The following is a 20,185-nucleotide window of genomic DNA, read 5'->3' on the forward strand; positions in this document are numbered from 1 at the left end:
GGCGTTGGTTCTAGCGACGTCGGTGAGGAGGCGGTATAGGCGAAACCAGGAAGTCATACGATTACGAGACGCGGCTTGCCGTGGCCAAGGCACATGTCGACGACGGAGTGCCTGTGCAGGAGGTCATGCGGCGTTTCGATATTCCGGGTGCGTCGTCGGTGAAACGATGGTCTCGTCTGTACCGTGAGGGTGGCGCGGAAGCGCTCAAACCCGGGCGGCGCGGACGTCCGCGGGGTTGTGCAACCGGCCCAAGCCGGAGCCGACGCGTTTGCAACGACTGCAGGAGGAGAACGAGTTTTTGCGCGCGAAGCTTGCGCTCTTGGAGACGCTTCGGGATATGCGTGCCCAGGGGTCTCGTGGTGCGAGCGACGCGAAGCGGTGAATCGGGGGCTCCGATGGGGCGTTCGATATGCCGCAGAGGGCTATTTCGCGGTTTGTGGGGTCGTTTTCGAGGGGTGCCCGAGTAGGGAGTGTCCGGAAACGTTGCAATTGCGTCGGCGGTCTGCCGCTCGGGACCCCACAAACCGCGCAATAGGCGTTCGATGCCCCGCTTGCGGTGGAGGCGGGGTGGCCGGATCGGGTCAGACCACCGCGGACGTCAGTGGTCGCCCGTCCGAATCAATCCCCGTGTCTGCAACCCGTACCAGCGTTATCGATTCTGGAACAGTGGTACGGCTTGCGGACATTTTCGGGGGATTGCGGCCCCAGAATCGTGTCTTTCTGTCCGGAACACGTGCCAGTGTTGGGAAATCTGGAACAGTGGTACGTGCGGGCACGCTGGCTAGATGTAACGAAACGTAATCCGGCTGCCGAATCTGCTCAATGGGACTTGTCGGAATCCTTCCAGCGATAATGCGCGGTCTCGAAGAACTCATCAAAATCCAATCTTCCATTCGATACCCATTCCCTTCTCGATGGATTGCGCGGCAGAGTGGAGTATCTGTTCAAGGTAGGCATCCGGATCGGAGTAGGTATCCTTCGTCTCGGCATAATCGTTGAGCAATCCGATGAGCCGTTCCACCGCTTGCGGCGTACGCCTTATCTCGATGAAGTTACGGGAGTAGCCCGAGGCGACCTCTTCAGCGTCATCCATCATGCTCGGCTCGATGCTCGACTGGATAAAGTCCGTTGCGACTCCCGCACGCCACAGTGTGTATACCGCTTGCGCTATCGCCCGCCCGCTGACCGCGGACCCATTGCGCGCGACCGGCTTCCTCCCGTCATCCTCGCACAGTGCATCAATGGTGACGTCCAGTGCCTTGGCAATTCTTGCCGCTGATTTGAGACCAGGCATCTTGCGGCCATTCACGTAATCGCTGATTGCCGTTTGCCCGATTCCAGAAGCTGCCGCCAGACGTTTTTGAGTCCACCCACGGCTCTCCATCACCCTGCGGATGCAATCCCCCACAACACCGGCGTTGATATCGTCCACTTGTTCGCACACTCTTTTGCGAAGAGCATATAACTATCCCGTGTACCACATATGAGAATCATCACCACAAGGACGAACCGCAACGGCCGTTTTGGCGAAGAACATCGCATTGACGCATGCGGGCGCCCACAGGCGCAGAACCTGCGACATACCACCGGTCCAGCCCTTGGGAAACCCTTGGCGAAATCCCTAGCCTGTGCTCCGACAAACGAAAACGTCTCGAAAGGAGCGGCATATGGAAAAACCAGCGAACAACACAGCACAACACAGGAAACCCATCCATGAACGCGACGTGTTCCATCTGTGGATGCTTGCCGACCGGCATTATGCCGGGCGCTGGGAGATGCCCATCGTCAAGGCATCGCGCGCTGAGCCGACCGGACTGGTTCCGTTCACCCTCGCCATGCGGCGCGATTGCACGGCGTTCGACTGCCATGTCCACTTCCATGAGGACGACTACCGGTTCGAAAGGCTGTGGAGGAATCCGCAACGGTACGTGCGGCGGCTGAAACAGTTCAAGGGCGTCATCATGCCCGAATACTCCACATGCATCGACTTTCCCAAGCCTCTGAAAATGTGGAACAGCTACAGGAACCACCTCCTTGCAGCATGGCTCCAGGAGCAGGGCATCGACGTGATTCCCTGCGCCCGCTACCAGCCCGGATGCCCGTGGCTCCTCGGCGGAATTCCACGCCGCTCCACCATCGCCATCTGCGGGCGCGGCCTCATGAAGGACCCTGCGGAGCGCCGAAGGTTCCTGCGTGACGTGAGAGCCACCGTCGACAGACTCGAACCCACGTTCATCGTCTATTACGGATCGCTGCCGCAGACCGCCATGGCTTACCCGATTTCCCTGGGCATCCCCGTGCGCGCGTACCCGCCGTGCAGCCGAGGAGTGCTGGATTGGAGGAACGGCTATGGGCAGTGGTAGCAGCAGGCGCAACACCGGGCACACCGCAGGCTCTCAGGATGACGGATACCGGAAGGTCTACGGGTTCCCGGTCAAAATACACGCAGGGCAGCAAGGCAAACACATCCCTGGGCACAAGAACTACATACCGGGACGAAGCATCCTCAACGGAGGTCTAAGCCGTGCAAGGGAGCTCCTTGACCAATATGCGGGAACGGGCGAGCTCATCACCCCCAACAAGGAGCGTGTTGACTTTCACCAAGTCATAGGAAAATTCAAATCTCCGAAGTTGTCTGATGGCTCCGGCCTCGACACTACAATCGGCATTATCAACTATGGTTCCAGCGGAGCACACATCGTCCCCGCGACGCCTCCAGAAGCTCCCCACGATAGCAATCTGTCAGAAACGCGAAGCTGTGGGAGCTACAACAATATGAGAAAAGAAAACGGAGGGCATCATGACGACGAGGATTCTCGATGAGATCATCGACGAACTTGGGGCCTATGCCTGCCTGGCACCTCACGCGACGTACCGAATCGTTTTCGCCGAAGGAGACCGATACGAATCCGACGAAGCGACGGAGGGCGAAGATGACAATGGCGAGGAATTTGACATTGGTGAGGAAGGATACGAGGACTGGCCGGAGATGTATTACCGCATCTCATCGATTCTTAACGATGGCCCGAATCATAATCCGAACTACCGTTATCTCTCCATCTCCCGCCGCCACATGCCTTCGGAAGTGACAAGCGACGGACACCTGCTCTACTCGGCGGAGAAAGGCCTCTTCCTGGATCACGGCCGGATTCTCGATACGCCCCGCATCGACCTCTGACAGACCCCCACGGACACCGCGTCCGAAAGCCGTACCAGTGTTGCTTCTGGGGAGGGCGGGGCGCCGGAGCGCTGGAACTCTAAGAGTTCCGGAACCCCGGCGCTTTTCCTTTCCTTACTCCTCGTCGAAGCCGCTGGCGGTGAAGCCGAGGGTTTCGGCGCTGCTGGAGATGCGCTGCACGATGCTCGGGTCGAAGCCGTCGGGCTGGGTGGCCTGGAGGTCGAGGCGCAGCTCCATCTTGGCGTGGCTGAACCTGAGCTGGTCGATGATCATCTCGTTGATCTTGGCGATTTGTCGATTGTACTGGTCCGGGTCGAGAACGACGCTGCCGTAGAAGCGCGTCTGCTTCGGTTCGGGCGCGGGGCCAGGCACGGAGGGCGCAGGCGAAACAGGTGCAGGCCCGGGAACCGCCGGCGTCGCAGGAGTGTCCGCCGGGCTCGGCGCCGCCGCCCGCGTCCGCGCCTGCGTCCGCGCGCGCGACGCCTCCGCCGCCTCCCCGGTCACGATGAGCGTGGAATCCGTGATCTGCGCCAACTGGTCTTCGCCCTGCATGGTCAGCCCGGTGAATTCCCCGAGCGACTCGTCATACCCGGTGGCCAGCGCATATGGATGCGCGCCGTTCTGCACGTTCTGCGGCATCTGCTGCAGCGCGAAATCCAGCACGCCGCGGTTGCGCAGCCTTGGCAGATACGCGTACTGCGTCATGTACTCCCACAGCGCCCCGACGCTCAGCGAACCTTTCTCATCGAACATCCCGCGCAGATAGCTGTCGATGTCGGCGCACAGGATGCCGGGGGCGATGCCGCCCAGCAGTTGGTCCTCGCGCTGCAGGCGCGCCCCGGTCCGCTCGGCCAGTTCGCTCAGACTATCGCCGGCGGTCACCTTGGAATGCTGGAGCACGGGCTCCTTCTTGGGATCATCGGTTGCCAGGTAGAAGCTCCAGATATACGATTCCGCCAGCCTCTTGCCCAGCTGGGTCCTGTACATGGTCAGCTTCTCGTCGGCCTGGGCCACCTGCGTCGGCTGGAGGTTCAGCTGCTTGGCGCGGTTGCAGATATCCTTCCACGCCAGGTAGGAGCAGGCGGTGTCGAAGGCGAGCTCCATCTGCGTGTTGTCGGGCGCGAGGAACGCCAGCATATTGCGGTTCGTCCGCTGGGAGTTCCCGCGATGCTTGGTGGCGTCTTCCATAAAGCGCACGGTCTCGCTGTCGGTTTCAGCGGTCGTGCCCCTCGTGACCGTGTACTGCGGGTACAGGATGACGAGCGTCGCCTCATCCACATCCGGAATCTCGGATGTGTCTTTCGGCGCCAGGCAGACGCGCTCGAACAGCCTCTTGTCGGGGGAGCCGGGTCGGTCCGCGCCATTCGCCTTCATGAACTCCGTGATGGTGTTGTAGACGGAGGTCGGGTCTTCCTTCAGCTGGCGGATGATATCCTGCGCCGTCTTGTTGATGGACGGCTGGGTGTCATAACGGTAGCGACCATCGGTGTCGTACAGATACGTGGATTCGCGCTCCAGCGTGTTCAGCGCTTGGCCGAAGTTCCCGGCATTGTCTCCGGGCACGGCGGTGCCCAGGTTGATGTCGAGCTTCGTGCGTCCCACGTTCTTGAGCCCCTGGAGCGGAGCCGTGCCCATGAAGATGGTGCGTGCGAGGCGCTCGGCCACATGGCGCTGACCGAATGCGGGCACGGTCTTGTCGGTGACGGTGGCCGTGGCGTGGTCGCCGGCGATGTCGGCGTCGATGATCGGCCGCCAGTTCTCCGGTAGGTACTGCATGAGCTTGGTGCTTACGCTATCCGTCTCCAGCGGCATGTTTCCCGGCATGATAAGCGGGCTGGCGTCGTCGGAGATCCACAGCTCGTGCACCATGGTGGCGATGAGCGACAGCACGCCGCGTGTGCGCTGGAACCTCGGCAGGCTCGACCAGCTCTCGTAGATTGTGTCGAGCAGCTCCGGATGCAGCGGATACGACATCTCGATGCGCTGGCGGTAGTTGAGGTCCTGCGTTTTCGGAGGGAAGAAGGTGGCGTTCTTCTTGTAGAAAGCCGCGAAAGCCCCGGCCGTGACGGCCGGCTGGTCATCCATGCCCTGCTGCGGCGGGTTGAACAGCCTTGTGCGTACGATTTCGAAGGATTCATCCTGAGTGGAGGGCTTCCACTGGTAGGCCTCGCGGCTGATGACGTTCTTCAGGGCGCTGAGCGCGGCCTTGCCGTTATCTCCGCCCACCTCGATGCTTTCCGCGTCGGAGGCGCCGTCCTTCCCGTTCTCCGAGGCGGGGATGGACACCACGAGCATGCAGTTCGGGGTGGCGGAGACCGCCTCAGCCAGGGCCTGCGCGAAGGCGAACTGCGTGTCGAAGCTGCCGGCAGGCAGGTCGTCGCGCCCAACGAGCTGCCTGGCGTAGGCCACCCATTCGTCGATGAGGATCAGACACGGGCTGTAGTCGGCGAGCAGGTCGCGCAGCTTGGCGCCGGGGTTGGTGCCCTTCGCATCGTCCTCCGCCACGTAGTCGAAGGCTTCGCGGCCGCCGAGCTGCCAGGCGATCTCACCCCAGATGGTGTTGACCTGCGTGCCGTCGTCTTTGGTCTCGGGTGAGGCGGGGTGCAGGTTGGTGCCCACGATGGCCACACGATGCACGCTGCCGGGCTTCCACGGGGTTGCCAGATGCGCGTTCTGCACGACCTCCTGCACCCTCAGCGGCAGCGCGGCCGGATCTGTGCTGCCAAAAAGATGGTAGAGGGCGAGCAGCGAATGCGTTTTGCCACCGCCGAAATTCGTCTGCAGGTTCACCACCGGGGAACCGGTCTGGCCCGAAAGGCGCTGGCACGCGCGGGTGAGGAGGTCCTTGAGGCCTTCCGTCATATAGGTGCCGGCGAAGAACTTCTGCGGGTCGCCATAGGGGTTGCCGGCGTGGCGGGCCTCGTGGCTGACGGCCACCGTGTAGAGATCCGCCGCGAATTCGCTGGCGTCGAAGGTGCCGGTCGCCACATCATCCTTCGGCGTGATGACCTCGCGCCACGGCTTGATGGCGCCGCTGGGGTCGAGCGCCAGGGCCTTGCGGCGGCTGATGGCTCGGGAGTGCTCGTTGCGTACGGTACGCTCAAGGTCATCGTAAATGGTCTGGACGCTGGCGGCGGAATCCGGGGAATCCACGGCGTTGAGCAGCAGAACCATGGTTTGCAGGGCCCGGAGGGTTTCGACCGTGCTGAAGCTCTCCTCTCCGGAGCCGGTGGTGTTCCCGCTGTGCATGGCTTTGTTGCGCACGCCAATGAGTTCGCTGGCCCAGGCCTCTTGTGTCTGGGTGATTTTTCCCTCGTAGTACTTCCAATGACGATAGATGGATGTCAGCTGGTAGTGGATGTCATCCTTGCGAACCTCATAGGGGCGCTTGTTGTCTTGGATGCGTTCCTGTTCCCATGTGCGATCCCAATCAGGGCCGTTCGCTTTGGTTTCCGCTTCGTCGACAACGTCGTAAAGCCCCTCTTCCAGGTAATCCAATGCCTTCATAATCCGGTCTCTGTTCGTGATGGCCATGATTATTCCCTTCTATCTATTAACCACCCCCGCGCGCATCGCTGCGCGCGGGAATTATTACAAATCCAGCTGCCCCTGCACGCCGTGCTGGTGGCTTTCGGCATAGCGATGCGCATCCATCGCGAGGTCATCCCATGCGGACACCAGCGAGTTGAACTGCAGGGCGGCGTCGGTGTCGCCGCGCTTCTCCGCCTCGTGGTACATGCGGAAACCCAGCGCCTTGATGGCGTCGAGGCTGGGGAAACGTTGCGACACCTCGGCGAGTAGCGGCACTATGGCATCAGCGCCGCTCGTGGCATACACGCCGGTCAGGCGCACCACGGCCTCCCACAGATCAGTGTGCGAGTCCTTGGCCGGGTTCCATTCGCCGCTGAGCTCGCTTGGTGTGAGCAGGCGCGCCGTGCCGCCGACTGCTTCAAAAATGCCATCATCCACCAAGGCGCCCGGCGTGGTGCCGCACGCCATCGAGAGCTGGTCGGCGAGGCCGGACTGCTGGCCGGACCATCCGTAGCTCTGATACCACTTGATGGCGAAGCGCGTGGCGGGATCATAGTCGTCGCCGTCCTCGCCGAGGGTTTCGTCGATGATGCGGTTGATGATTTCAAGCGCCTGGCGCACATCCACGTCGCTGCCGTCGGCTTCCACAATGCGCGAGTAGCGCGAGTACACGCTGATGCCGGGGCCGATGGCGGCCTGGTTGAGGTCCACCGGCTCGATGCCGCTCGTCATCAGTGTGCGCAGCTCCTCGCTGAGCTCGCGGCGCAGCGTGGAGATGAATTCGCGCATGGTGACGCGCGGTGCGTCGTCGGGGCGCGGACGGCAGGCGAGCACAATGGAGGAAGCGAGGGCGTTGGTGCCGCTGGCGAGCATACGATTGGACAGCTCGGAGCGCACCGGCCAGGTGGCGGTAATCTGCCACCCGGCGTTGATGAGGCCTTCGAGCAGCGCATACCAGCCTGTGGAGACGCCGTCGGAGCCATGCTGCTTGTAGGCGTAGTAGACGGTCATGGGCACATCGGTGCGCGCCGTGCCGCGGATGCGGTCAAATACCGCGTCGAAACCGTCCACGAAGAACTGCTCCGCGCCGTCTTTGCCGCCGTGTCGGTACGGGTTTGCCACGAGCTCCTGCGCCTTGGGCGTGAGCATGGTGGCCGTGACCGAGGGCAGCACATCATGCAGCATGGGCCGCAGCCACACATAGAAGTAATCCGACAGGTCGGAGTAACCGATATTGTCGTAATACGGCGGATCGGTGGAAATCACCACATTCGTGTAGTCGCGTGTCATGGCATCGGCTTGCATGGCTTCGCTATGAGGATGGGCTGGCACATTTTCGATTGCCTCAGCGACGAGATCCACTTGGCCGAGGAAATTGCCTGTCGAAGAGCAAAACGGATTCGCCTCAGCGAAATCCCATGTCATGGGAATCGCTTGTCGTGCGAATACATTTCGAATCGTGCTTCGACTCGAATCCCAGCCACTGATACTCGAGCAGCGATCTGTCTGTCGGCTGACGGCGAGGGCGAGATACACGGCAATGGCGTCGGCGTAAGCCTGGGCTCCGTCCCCGCCGTTGTCGAGGCGTTCGCCGTCGGACATGCCTGCGGCGCGGGCATCGGCGAGCACGCGCTCCCGCACATGCGCCACCATCTGCGACAAGGTAGTCAAAGCCGTGAGCTGCCGATTGGTAAAGAGGTCAGAGAACTGAGTCAGACCATATGAAGGCGTCCACAAATTCTTAGGATCATTTGCCAAGGGGTAGTCAGGCACTTCATCGGGAACAGGAGCGTTCGAGGCAAGACGCTCCTGGAATTCACTAGGAGAGAGATAGAGACGTTGTCTGTCGCCTTCGGCGACAATAGCCAGAAGCTGAGCACCCAGACGATTCGCTTTTCCCTCGGCTTTGATGTAATCGGAGGATATCGGAGTGCCGTCCACCACGGAAAAGGCATTGCCTCGTTTGAGCATGGTCCCGTCATCTCCCGTCGGCCCATCCGCGGAATGCTGAACCTCATAGCTGATCGACCCGTCATCGTGCACGATGGGTTTGATCCATGCCTCGTGGCCCTTCTTCTTGCTCAGCCACCACGAGCGCACGAGCGGCACAGGCACTTGGTTTGCAGGATTGGGGTTGGTGACGGTGCGCGCCCAGATCCATGCGATGACCGTGCGTTCCTTACCGTCGTCGTCAACCACGGTTGGGTAGAGGCCTTTGAGCTTGTCATACGCGGTGTCGCGCAGCCACTTGCCGTAATAACGGATGTCGTCAGCCAAGCCGCCTGCGCCGTCTGATGTGCGCACGCCTTCCGTGGGGTGCACGGAGGGGTGGCCGCAGAAGCGCGACGGGATCTCGATCAGCGCCTTGTTGATGATGACAGCCAGCGGGTTGAGGTCCGAGGCGTGTGCCTCGCATCCCAGGCGCTGCGCTTCGAGCGGAATGGCGCCGCCACCGGCGAAAGGATCAAGCACGGCGGGCTCCACACCATCGTTGGAGTCAAGAATCGCCTGCCGCGCCTCACGGTACAGTTCGGCATCGTGGATGTTGTCCCATGAGGCGAGGCGTTTCATGATGTCATGCAGCCGGGTGCGCTCGCTGCGCTGGTCTTCCTCGGTGGGGAAGAGGTCGGGGCGGCCGGACGGGTCGTCCACCAGCTGAGCGAACAGGATGGTGCGAGTGGTGGCGAGCGGTCGCCGCGCCCAATACAGGTGCAGTGTGGACGGCAGACCGTGGCGCAGGGATTTCTCCCGCACGGATTCGGCGTTGATATCCGTCAGCGGAATGCTGGTCTCAATGAGTTTCTTTCGGGGGGGGGTCGTCATATCGTTCCCTTCTTAGCTGTTGCCTCTAGTGTATGCGCGATGAACACCAGTGTGTCGGAGGCTGTGAACTGTGTTGCAACGTCATGATTTTCGCTTGAAAGTTTCAGCCGGAGCGGAAGGGAAGTACGCGATATATGGAAGAGAATTTTCGAGTGGTATTCATGTAGCGGAAATCCGCCGATGGCGTGACGTGTTCCCGCCGCGGGGCCGGGTATGACGGAGGACGATACCTGGCCCCGTGTGTTGCTATGGAGTGGCGGGTGGTGATGTCGTCGTAGCTTCAGAACAGTGGGTTCTGCTCTTCATGAATCCGACATGAAGCGGCGGCGGCCTTTTCTTGTTGGAATATGTTCCATTCGCGAGGAGAAAGCAGCTCTCGTCGCAGATACCGATCGCGATCGGAATCGTTGCAATAGCCGAAAATCGCCATCTGCAGCATCTCCCGCACATGATATGTGTCCTCGTCCGGAATCAGCCTGTCGCAGGTCTCGACCAGAGCCTGGACCAGTCGCGAATCTTGGGATCTGGCGAGTATTTTGTCGAACAACTCGCTCAGCCATTCGAATTGCTCGCGGGTGCAATCCGTTTCGAGCCACTCGACGGTGCCGCTGATGTCTTCGGTGAGAAACGTGGCCAGCTGTGTTCGCCATGTTTCCAATGCCTCGTCATCTTCATCGTCGATATTGTCACGCTGGGCAATGATGTGATGCAGTGTGCTGTAATTCAATGAGTACTTAGGCGTTTTCAAGTTTGTGCCTACATCAGAACGGGTCGGAGCCATTGTTCCAGTGCTTGCTGAAGTATATTTTGGCATCCACTATTGTTTCGTCGGGAACAATCCGGTCGAAGGCATGGGCCACGTATCTGATCTTGTCATGCTCGGGGCCGTCAGGGCTGATGAGCGCCAGGGCCAGACGGTGGTGGTCGCCTTGGGTTTTGGCCATCATGATCTCGCTCGGAGTTGCGAAGAAGTAATCGCGGCCGGGCAGGTCGATTTTGCTCTTGACTTCGATGATGATCTTCGTGCCGTGAGCATCGTAGGATTCGATGTCGTAGCCCTTGTTGTTGTGGGGCATCTTGTGGGGCTCGCGCCCAAGGCGGCGCTCGGCCTCCATCGTGAGCTCCATGCCGCGGTGGTCCACTTCCTCGGTCTCCTTCGCCATATGCGCAGGCAGCTGCTCGTCGCCTTCATCCGCCGCATCATTGCCCTCGCCATCGTGCGCCAGCAGCGACGCGGGAATAACCAGCGCCAGACCGTGGAGCCGCACCGGGCTGACATGCAGATGGTCCGGCCCCGCCAGCGCCGCCTTGCGCTCCTTGAGGCGGGCATCCATCTCCTCGGCGCGCTTGTATGCGGCGGCGGATGACATCGGCTGCTTCTTGCCGGGTTGGGTGCGCTCGCTTTCCTGAATGCGAAGATACTCACCCCACCAGTAGTTGCTTTCGCTATCCAAGCGCTGCTTCACGCGCTCCCACACATGGGCCCGCTCCGCATCATGCGCCGCCTGCAGTTGCGTCACGCGCTTCGCCGTGCACGTGGCATACACGTAGTCGCACAGCTCCTGCGAATGGTCGATTGTGAACCATTCGCAGGCCCGGATGGCGTCGATCTGCCTTCGCTCGGCGTCGGTGGGGGCACGAAAATCGGCGTAGGGCGGCACGGCGAGCGTCTGCATGTCGCCGTTATCCTCCACTTGCAGGTAGTCGAACTGCCGCGCGATCACCTCGCTGTCGCCCTTATGGCGCGGGCCCAGGGCCGAGGCGCTGATATCCTGGCTGGCCGCGGTTACGATGGCGGGGCGCTCGTTCTGGCTATCCGTGTCATCCACGAAAATCGTGCCCTTGGCGAGCTCGCCGGCGTATTTGCGGAGCACCACCGCGATCACCGCGTTCAGAATCGGGGTGCCCGGCGTGACGAGCAGCGCCTTGGTCTGGTTCCTCGCATCGTCCACATGCGCCGGGTCGAAGGTCACGCGCTCGTAGCGGTTCGCCAGCGGACGGTGCCTGTTCAGCTGCTCCGCCGCGCGCAGCACCTCCTGCGGCATGCGCAGAATCTCCCACCGGCCGGTTTCGCGCCTGGAGATGGAGCCGCCGAGGTCGAGAATCGCCTCCACGAAGAAAGCCTCGATATAGCCGGGCTGCAGTTTGCGCTCGCGGTGCTGCTCCATGCGCCGGCGCTCGGCGTCCACGTCCGCGCCGGTCAGGTGGAGGAAGGATTCGCGGTCCACCGATTCCTCCTGCTTGAGCTTCTGCAGGCCGTCGGTGACGCCCGCGTCGATGACCGTGTCGAGCCACTGCTGCGCCTCGGGGCTGTCTCCGCGCTGGATCGCCTGCACCATGAGGTCGCTCAGCGAGCGCCCTTCGAAAGCCTTGCTGTCTCCCAACACGTTGAACAGGCGGCCGTTGTAGGCCTTGTCCATCGTGCCGATCTTGCTTAGCAGACGCGTGTAGACATCGCCTTCGCGCGTGTGTGCCGCCACCATGTTCCACAGGAAGCACATACGCTTCTGCCCGATGCGGTGGATGCGGCCGAAGCGTTGTTCGATGCGGTTAGGGTTCCACGGCAGGTCGTAGTTCACCATGAGGTCGGCGCGCTGCAGGTTGAGGCCTTCGCCCGCAGCGTCGGTGGCGACGAGGATGCGGCATTCAGGGTTGTTGATGAAGCGCTCCTGCACTGTCTTGCGCTGGTCGCGGCTGAGGCCGCCGTGGATTGTGCACACGGCCTCGGGCCTGCCCAGTAGGTTGGCGATGTTGCGCTCGAGGTAGTTCAGGGTGTCGCGGTGCTCGGTGAACACGATCATCTTGTGCGGCATGTCGGATGTGCCGGTGTCGAGGATGTGCTCCTGCAGGATGTCGCTTAGCTGACGCCATTTCGTGTCGTTGCCCGAGTCGCGCAGGGTGCGGGCCTGGCTGACGAGAATGTTGAGCGTGGCCACTTCCGCCTTGAGTTCCTCGCGGGTGCGGGCGGCGGTGGCGGAATCCACGATGGCGTCGGCGCCGTTCTCGAAGACGCCCTGCGAGTCCTCGCTGGCCTCGTCCCAGGCATCGTCGTAATCGTTGAGATCGGAGAAATCGTCGAAATTCGGGGCGGAGGTGCTGCCGGGCGCGGAGCCGTTGCCGGAGGGCGCGGCCAGCAGGCGTGCGATATCGTGGGGATTCCTGTCGATGGCCTCGAGCAGCATCTGCAGCCTGTCGCGGCGGCGCACAAGCGAGCGGTAGATTGCCTCGGGGCTCGACGCAAGCCGGCGCTGCAGCACCGTGAGCGCGAAGCCGATGCTGTTGCCGCGGCGCTTGTCGGTCGACATGATGCTCTGGGCCTTGTTCATGCCGCTGCGCACGTAGTCGGTGACCGCCCGGTACAGGCTCGCCTCGTCGGGCGAAAGCGGGTAGCGCACGGTTTCCGCGCGGCGCTCGGGGAAGAGGTGATGGCCGTCGAAGTCGAGCATCTCCTCCTTGACCATGCGGCGCATGACGTCCTTGGTGTCGATGTGCTGGTGGTTGTGCTGGCCGCGCGGCTGGCCGGCGAAGCGGTCTTTGTCGAGCAGGGTCAGGAACAGCTGGAAGTCGGCCTCGTTGCCGGAATGCGGCGTGGCCGTCATGAGCAGCAGGTTCTCCGAAGTCTGCGACAGCGTCTGGCCGAGTGCAAAGCGCCGCGTGCGGTCCATCTCGTCGTAGGCGTTGCGGTAGTGGGCGCTCATGCGGTGCGCCTCGTCCACCACCGCGATGTCCCAGCGCACGTCCGGGTCGCGGAGCATGGCGCTGAATTCGTCGTTGCGCGCCACCTGGTCCATGCGCACGATGAGTAGGCGCGCCTCGCGGAACGGATTGCCCGACGGCGACGCGGCCACCATGGCGGGGGAGAAGATGTCGAAATCCAGCGAGAACTTCGACTGCATCTCGTCCTGCCACTGCTCGGCCAGGCCGCCCGGGCACACGATGATCACTCTCTCGGCGGCGGACCTCAGCAGCATCTCGCGGATGTACAGGCCGGCCATGATGGTTTTGCCGGCGCCCGGGTCGTCGGCGAGCAAGAAGCGCAGCGGCACCTTGGGCAGCATGTCTTCGTAGACCGCGCGGATCTGGTGGGGCAGCGGCGCAATACTCGAGGAGTAGACCGCGCTCATGGGGTCGTAGGCCGCGGCGTTGCGGATGCGCAAGGCTTCGGACGCCAGGCGGAACGCGGTGGGGTCGCCGTCGAAGGCGGGTGCTGCGTTGGCTTTGCGCACGATGTGCAGGTCGGCGAGCCGGGCGGCGGTGAGAAGCTCCGAGCCGAGCTTGCCGTCGGGGTCGGTGTAGATGACGGTTGCGGTGGCGGGGGCGGGCGTGGGGGCCGGTTGCACAACCACGATTTTCACCACTCGGCCCGGAACGATGCCCTCGACCTCGGTGTCTTTCTGCAGATCGTCGAATGTCAGCGTGTGTTCGGCCATCGATACCCCCTATATATCTTGAACTCATCACGCCTTGTAATCGTGATGCCGTGCAATCGTGATGCCGTGCGTTGGTGCGTGCCTTGCGCGTGTTCCGCGCCCCGCGCGACCATGCGCGGAACGGCGCGTCATACGTTGCGTGTCGCACCACTGTGATGGATTCTACCCCCGCCTTCCTCCGCGTGTCGCACCATCGAATCGTGCCCCTGGTCCGTAGCGAAGCGCCCTTGGTCCGCAACCCATCACATTGTTCTTGGGGGGGGTGTTCTTGGGGGGAAGTGACGATGGCTCGGTCCCGCTTTGCATCAACGGTGCCTCTCGCTGGTCGCGGCAGTGCCAGTGAGAGGCACCGTTGGGCTTGCGGGATGCCGGACGGGTGGAAATCGGTCCGTAACCCATCACATCGTTCTCGTTTCCGCAACAATGTGATGGCTTGCGGACATTTTCGGACGATTTCGGGCGGGAAAATCGTGTTTTGTGTCCGTAACCCATCACATTGTTAGGGAATGCGCAACAGTGTGATAGGTTGCGGACACGGTGCGGACACGGTGCGGACGCCGCGAAGCGGTGAATCGGGTGCCCGATGCGGGTGTTCGATATGCCGCGGAGGGGTAATTCGCGGTTTGTGGGGTCGTTTTCGAGGGAGTGCCCGAGTAGAGAGCGTCCGGGAACGTTGCAATTGCGTCGTCGGTTTGCCGTCCGGGACCCCACAAACCGCGCAATAGGTGTTCGATGCCCCGTTTGCGGCAGAGGCGTGGCGGCCGGACCGGCCTCGTGTCCGAAACCCATCACATTGTTGGAGAATTCGCAACAATGTGATGGCTTGCGGACATTTTCGGACGATTTTGGGCGGGAAAATCGTGTTTTGTGTCCGTAACCCATCACATTGTTGGTGGGGAGAGAGGAATTGGTGGGGAGGTCACGCGGGCGCCCGCGCCGCGCCCGCGTGACCTCCCCACACCCGCGCCTTACTCGAGTTCGAAGGCGCCGGTGTAGAGCTGGTAGTACTGGCCTCGCTGCGCGATGAGCTCATCGTGGTTGCCGCGCTCGATGATGCGCCCGTGGTCCATCACCATGATCACATCGGCGTTGCGCACGGTGCTCAGGCGATGCGCGATCACGAACACGGTGCGCCCCTCCATCAGCGCATCCATGCCGGACTGCACGATCTCCTCGGTGCGCGTATCGATGGAGCTGGTCGCCTCGTCGAGAATCATCGCCGGTGGATCGGCCACGGCCGCGCGCGCAATGGAGATCAGCTGCCGCTGGCCCTGCGAAAGCCCGTCGCCCGACCCGGAGATGCGCGTGCGGTACCCGTGCGGCAGCATGCGGATGAACCCGTCCGCGTTCGCAAGCTTCGCCGCGCGGATGCAGTCCTCGTCGCTCGCCTCCAGGTTGCCGTAGCGGATGTTATCCATCACGGTGCCCGTGAACAGGTTCACGTCCTGCAGCACAATGCCGAGCGAGCGCCTGAGATCCGTCTTGTCCATGTCCTTGACATTGATGCCGTCGTACAGAATCTCGCCGTCATCGATGTCATAGAACCGGTTGATGAGGTTCGTAATCGTGGTCTTGCCCGCGCCGGTCGCGCCGACAAGCGCCACCTTCTGCCCGGGCTTGGCGAACAGCGTGATGTCATGCAGCACCTCGTGCCCCGGCTCGTACGAGAAGTTCACATGGTTGAGACGGATGTCGCCGCGCTGCCGCACAAGGGTGGCGGCGGGTGTCACGACGACGGTGCCCTTGGCCGCGGGTGCGCTCTGGGTGCGGTCGGCGTTCGCGGTATCCACGATTTTCCCGCCGTCACCCGCGCCCGTCCCGCCGTCACCCGCGCCCACCGGTGACATCCGCGCGATATCCGCGCGCACGCGCACGCCGGCCGGCACCTTCCACGCCCACTGGTCCGTGCGGTGGTCGGCCTCGCGAATCGTGCCATCGTCGAGCACCGACGCGTTCACGATCGTCACGCGCCCGTCGTTCACCTCAGGCTTCTCGTCAAGTAGCTCGAAGATACGCGACGCGCCCGCCAGCGCCATCAGCACCGACGTCATCTGCTGCGACACCTCGCCGAGCGGGTTCACGAAGCTGCGCGACAGCGTCAGGAAGGACACAATCGTGCCCGTGGTATACGCGCCCGCGCCGGTCAGCGACACGTTCCCCGCGCCGCCGATCGCCAGCGCCGCGCCGACCACGGCGAGCAGCACGTACAGCAGGTAGCCCATGTTGTTCACGATCGGCATGAGGATGTTGCCGTAGTAGTTCGCGTTGCGCGTGGCCTCGTACAACGAGGCGTTGCGCTTGTCGAAGTCCTTCTGCGTAGCGGCCTCGTGCGTGAACACCTTGATGACCTTCTGCCCGGAGATCGACTCCTCCACGAAGGCGTTGACGTCGGCCAGCTCATGCTGCTGCTCGCCGAAGAAGCGCCCGGAGCGCGTGGTGAGCACGCGCACGAAGGCAAAAAGCGCCACGGAGAACACCACCACGATGCCGGTGAGCGGAAGGCTCAGCACCATCATGGCGATCAGCGCGGCGAGCGAGCTGATCAGTGAGTTGAACATCTGCGGAAGGCTCTGCGAGATGGCCTGGCGCAGCGTGTCGGCGTCGTTGGTGTAGCGGCTCATGATGTCGCCGTGCGGCGTGGAGTCAAAGTAGCGCAGAGGCAGTTTCTGCATGTGGCCGAACATGTCGTCGCGGATGGTTTTGAGCGTGCCTTGCTCCACGGTGATGAGCAGGCGGCTGTACACATACGTGCACACGATGCCCGAGAGGTAGAGGGCGGCCATGAGAGTCAGCGCACGCAGCAGCGGCGCCCAGTTCGGGTCGGCCGCGCCGATCATGGGCAGGATGTAGTCGTCGATGAGCCGCTGCAGGAACAGGGAGGCGCCCGCCTGGGCCGCGGCGCTGACGATGATGCACAGCGCCACAAGCGCCAGGCGCCAGCGATAGTGCATCATGTAGCCGATGACGCGCCGGGTGGTTCCCGGGTTGATGCGCATGCCGTGTTTGTTCATGCCGGGGCGTCCTTTCGCACGCTGTCTTGTGGTTTTCGGGGCGGTGGTTTTCGGAGCGGTGGTTTTCGAGGTTGCGGTTGCGTCACTCATGGTCGGCGCCTCCCTCGGTGGTCGTGGCATCCGCCGCCGTGGCACCCGCCGCCTGCGGTTGCGCCATGCTCTTGGTCTGCGACTGCCAGATTTGGCGGTAGTCCTCGCAGGAGCGCAGCAGCTCGTCGTGCGTGCCGCGCGCCACGATGCGGCCCCTGTCCATCACGATGATCTGGTCGGCGTCCTGCACCGACGAGATGCGTTGCGCGATGATGATAGTCGTCGTGCCCGGGATCTCGTGGGCGAAGGCCTCGCGGATCTTCGCGTCCGTTTTCGTATCCACGGCGCTGGTCGAATCGTCGAGAATCAGCACCTTCGGCTTCTTGAGCAGCACGCGGGCGATGCACAGGCGCTGCCTCTGGCCGCCCGACACATTCGTGCCGCCCTGCTCGATCATGGTGTTGTATTTGTCGGGGAAGCCCTGCACGAACTCGTCGGCCTGCGCCAGCTCGGCGGCGTGGCGCACCTCTTCGTCGGTGGCGTTCGGGTTGCCCCAGCGCAGGTTCTCGGCGATGGTTCCGGAGAACAGCGTGTTCTTCTGCAGCACCATGCCCACGTTGTTGCGCAGCGCGTCGAGGTCGTAGTCGCGCACGTCGTGGCCGCCGACCCTGACAAATCCGGAGCTGACGTCATACAGGCGCGGGATCAGTTGCACGAGGCTCGACTTCGCCGAACCTGTGCCGCCCACGATTCCCAGCGTGGAGCCGGACGGCACCGACAGCGACACATCGTCGAGCACCGGCTCCTCCGACGTCTCCTCGTAGCGGAAGGTCACGTGGCTGAACTCCACGCTGCCGTCCTTCACATCGGTGGCGGCGTCCGCAGGAACGGTCATCGTCGGCTCTTCGCGCAGAACCGCGCAGATACGCGCCACCGAGGCGCGCGAGATGATGACCATCACATACACCATCGAGATCATCATGAGCGACATCAGCAGCTCCATCGCGTAGGCCACGAGCGACGTGAGGTCGCCCGTCGTCAGGCCGAGCGCGGCGTCGTTGCCTGACGCCACAATCTGCTTGGCGCCCATCCACGCGATGGCGATCATCAACGTGTACTCGCACAGCAGCATGGCGGGAGGGTTGAGCGCGAGACGGCTCTCCGCCTTGCAGAAGCCGTCGTAGATGCGCTGCGAGATGCGCATGAACTTGGAATCCTCGTGCTCTTCGCGGTCGAAGGACTTGACCACGCGAATGCCCGCGAGATTCTCCTCCACGTTGTTGTTCAGAACGTCGTAGAGGTGGAAGACCCGCACGAAAATCGGATGCACGCTGCCTGCGATCACGATGAGCGCCACGAGCAGCACGGGGATGACTGCGAGGAACACCACGGAGATGCTGTGCGAGATGCGGAACGCGAAGATCCACGCGCAGACGGCGAGCACGGGGGCGCGGAAAACCGTGCGGATCGTCATCTGGAACGCCATCTGCACATTCGTCACATCGGTGGTCAGGCGCGTGATAAGCGAGCCGGTGGAGAAATGGTCGATGTTCGTGAATGAGAAGCCCTGCGCCTTTTCGAATAGGTCGTGGCGAAGGTTCTTCGAGAAGCCGGCGGCGGCGATGGCAGCCTCGCGGCCCGACGCGAACCCGCAGACGAGGCTGACGATGGCGCATGCCACGAGGACCGCGCCCCATTGCCACACCCTGGCCATGTTGCCGGCGGTGATGCCCTGATCGAGCAGGTAGGCCATGAAGGTGGGGATGAGGATCTCCACGATGGCTTCGCCGACCACATAGGCCGGCGCGAGGATGGCGTGCTTCCTGTACTCGCGCATGGACCGGCCGATGAGCCGGTAGTCGCCCTTGTGGCCTTGGTCGCGAGTGTATTCCTGGAGGGCCTCGGCGTCCAGAGGTTCGCCGTCGTCGCCGAGAGGGGTGTTCACCTTATACGATTTTTTCGTCGTCGCCGCCGTCGCGGGGGTCGCCGCCGCGGGGGTCGCGGGGGTCGCCGCCGCGGGATCCGCAGGATCCGCGGGATTGGGGCCGCCGTCCGGGGCGGTGCGCTGGGTGTCGTCGCTATGTCGAACCACAGGGCCTTCTTTCTATCGTGTTTCCGTCTGTTCTCTCTGTCTTCTTCTTCGGCTGCCTGTCTGCCATATGACGCGGCGCGTCACGCGCAGATGCCGGGGCGAGGCGCGCGACGGGCGTCCCGACTGCCAAAACAGTGAAACGCCCTATCCGCTGCGTGCGGGTAGGGCGTCGTCATCGGGGCGAACCCCTATGGACCGGTCGGTTATTTCAGTTTCAGTATGCCACCGTTCGGGACGAATGTCACTTGTGGTGCGTATCGCCGTGACGCGGCGGCGTGTCGCCTCCGCCGCCTGCGCCGACCATTGTCAGCCTCCGTCAGCCGCGGAGCGCGCCGGCGCCGGAGAAATCGTTTGCGCCGGAGAAATCGCCGCCATCGCCATCGTCGATCGGATTAAACGGCCTGTCTTCGGGCGAGACCGAACCGAATTCCTCCTCCTCGGCGCGGGCGATGATCGCGCGCACCGTGCGCATCGTGGCGTCGAGGTCCTCCTGTGGGATGCCCTCGGTGAGGTGGTTGAAGTATTCCTCGCCGAGCTGCTCGATGTCTCGCACGATGGAGCGCGACTTGTCGGTGAGCGTGATCTGGCGCTTGCGGGCGTCGAAGGTCGGGATCGTGCGGCGCACGAGGCCCTTGCTCTCCATGAGGTTCAGCACGCGGCTGGCGGTGGAGCGCGTCACGCCGCAGCGGCGCTCGATGTCGTTCTGGAAGATTACGCGGCCTTCGTTGCGCGCCAGGTACGTGATGATGCGGATGTTGCACGGCGTGGCCGGGCAGCCGTTGAGGCGTTCGGTGACGCTGTCGGGGATGGCGTTGCGCAGGCCGCGGCTCGATAGCGCCTCGAGCTGGTGCATGCCGATGAAAAGGCGTGTTGTGTCGTCAAGCTGGGCGATCGAGTTCATGTTCGCGACCATCTCGTAGGCGGATGATTTCTCGTTGCGTTCCATGGCTCCTCCTGTCGTGACATGCCGGGGCGCTTGTACGAGCGTAATACGCGGTGTGCCTAAGGTGCGCGTTGCGCGTGTGCGTGCGTTTCGGGTGCGCGGGGCGTGTGCGCGTGCGTGCGCGTTTCGGGTGCGCATCGTGCGTTT

The 20,185-nt window shown here is 62.8% G+C and carries 12 protein-coding genes; 4 read left to right on the forward strand and 8 right to left on the reverse strand.

The features are described 5' to 3' along the window. The first annotated feature begins 80 nt into the window (after positions 1 to 80). Positions 81 to 467: a helix-turn-helix domain-containing protein gene (locus tag PSRA_RS09775; RefSeq protein WP_158216288.1), complete on the forward strand. Its 387-nt coding sequence runs from the start codon at positions 81 to 83 to the stop codon at positions 465 to 467. A gap of 407 nt (positions 468 to 874) precedes the next feature. Here the strand turns inward: PSRA_RS09775 and PSRA_RS02295 are convergent, their stop codons facing one another. Then, positions 875 to 1,432 (reverse strand): helix-turn-helix domain-containing protein, encoded by a 558-nt coding sequence (locus tag PSRA_RS02295; protein WP_094660262.1) that lies wholly within the window; start codon positions 1,430 to 1,432, stop codon positions 875 to 877. 235 nt (positions 1,433 to 1,667) lie between these two features. Between PSRA_RS02295 and PSRA_RS02300 the strand changes: the two genes are divergently transcribed. From PSRA_RS02300 to PSRA_RS02310, 3 genes are read left to right on the forward strand one after another with little or no spacing between them, the layout of a single operon-like run. After that, on the forward strand, positions 1,668 to 2,363 hold the full coding sequence (locus PSRA_RS02300) for a DUF4417 domain-containing protein (protein WP_211280477.1): 696 nt from the start codon (positions 1,668 to 1,670) through the stop codon (positions 2,361 to 2,363). Continuing rightward, positions 2,350 to 2,823, forward strand: a complete 474-nt coding sequence (locus PSRA_RS09780; RefSeq protein WP_094660263.1) for a polymorphic toxin type 50 domain-containing protein — start codon at positions 2,350 to 2,352, stop codon at positions 2,821 to 2,823. Before PSRA_RS02300 ends, PSRA_RS09780 begins: the two co-directional genes overlap by 14 nt. After that, positions 2,801 to 3,178, forward strand: a complete 378-nt coding sequence (locus tag PSRA_RS02310) for a hypothetical protein (protein ID WP_094660264.1) — start codon at positions 2,801 to 2,803, stop codon at positions 3,176 to 3,178. The genes PSRA_RS09780 and PSRA_RS02310 overlap by 23 nt, the downstream gene beginning before the upstream one ends. Positions 3,179 to 3,292: 114 nt before the next feature. Here PSRA_RS02310 and PSRA_RS02315 read toward each other — a convergent pair whose 3' ends face one another. The 7 genes from PSRA_RS02315 to PSRA_RS02345 form a co-directional block, all read right to left on the reverse strand. Then, a complete protein-coding gene (locus tag PSRA_RS02315) occupies positions 3,293 to 6,685 on the reverse strand; it encodes a DUF499 domain-containing protein (protein ID WP_245834842.1) in 3,393 nt (1,130 codons plus the stop codon). A gap of 84 nt (positions 6,686 to 6,769) precedes the next feature. Further along, positions 6,770 to 9,532, reverse strand: a complete 2,763-nt coding sequence (locus PSRA_RS02320; protein ID WP_094660268.1) for a DUF1156 domain-containing protein — start codon at positions 9,530 to 9,532, stop codon at positions 6,770 to 6,772. A gap of 280 nt (positions 9,533 to 9,812) precedes the next feature. Beyond that, complete coding sequence (locus PSRA_RS02325) at positions 9,813 to 10,259, reverse strand: hypothetical protein (RefSeq protein ID WP_143516303.1); 447 nt, start codon at positions 10,257 to 10,259, stop codon at positions 9,813 to 9,815. 34 nt (positions 10,260 to 10,293) lie between these two features. After that, the gene (locus PSRA_RS02330) at positions 10,294 to 13,962 is read right to left on the reverse strand and encodes a helicase-related protein (protein ID WP_094660271.1); all 3,669 of its coding nucleotides are present in this window, start codon (positions 13,960 to 13,962) and stop codon (positions 10,294 to 10,296) included. A gap of 968 nt (positions 13,963 to 14,930) precedes the next feature. Beyond that, complete coding sequence (locus PSRA_RS02335; RefSeq protein WP_094660273.1) at positions 14,931 to 17,063, reverse strand: ABC transporter ATP-binding protein; 2,133 nt, start codon at positions 17,061 to 17,063, stop codon at positions 14,931 to 14,933. Beyond that, positions 17,056 to 18,915: an ABC transporter ATP-binding protein gene (locus tag PSRA_RS02340; RefSeq protein WP_245834857.1), complete on the reverse strand. Its 1,860-nt coding sequence runs from the start codon at positions 18,913 to 18,915 to the stop codon at positions 17,056 to 17,058. The genes PSRA_RS02335 and PSRA_RS02340 overlap by 8 nt, the downstream gene beginning before the upstream one ends. Positions 18,916 to 19,411: 496 nt before the next feature. After that, entirely contained in the window at positions 19,412 to 20,041 is a 630-nt protein-coding gene (locus PSRA_RS02345; RefSeq protein ID WP_245834843.1) for a MarR family winged helix-turn-helix transcriptional regulator, read from the reverse strand. Between the last annotated feature and the right edge of the window lie 144 nt (positions 20,042 to 20,185).

This window comes from Pseudoscardovia radai (assembly GCF_002259605.1).
GTDB classification, from domain to species: domain Bacteria; phylum Actinomycetota; class Actinomycetes; order Actinomycetales; family Bifidobacteriaceae; genus Pseudoscardovia; species Pseudoscardovia radai.

Coding starts and splice junctions, on each gene's coding strand:
- PSRA_RS02345 (WP_245834843.1), bottom strand. CDS start 20,041: ATGGAACGCAACGAGAAATCATCCGCCTACGAGATGGTCGCGAACATG.
- PSRA_RS09780 (WP_094660263.1), top strand. CDS start 2,350: ATGGGCAGTGGTAGCAGCAGGCGCAACACCGGGCACACCGCAGGCTCT.
- PSRA_RS02320 (WP_094660268.1), bottom strand. CDS start 9,532: ATGACGACCCCCCCCCGAAAGAAACTCATTGAGACCAGCATTCCGCTG.
- PSRA_RS02335 (WP_094660273.1), bottom strand. CDS start 17,063: ATGAGTGACGCAACCGCAACCTCGAAAACCACCGCTCCGAAAACCACC.
- PSRA_RS02310 (WP_094660264.1), top strand. CDS start 2,801: ATGACGACGAGGATTCTCGATGAGATCATCGACGAACTTGGGGCCTAT.
- PSRA_RS02300 (WP_211280477.1), top strand. CDS start 1,668: ATGGAAAAACCAGCGAACAACACAGCACAACACAGGAAACCCATCCAT.
- PSRA_RS02330 (WP_094660271.1), bottom strand. CDS start 13,962: ATGGCCGAACACACGCTGACATTCGACGATCTGCAGAAAGACACCGAG.
- PSRA_RS02315 (WP_245834842.1), bottom strand. CDS start 6,685: ATGAAGGCATTGGATTACCTGGAAGAGGGGCTTTACGACGTTGTCGAC.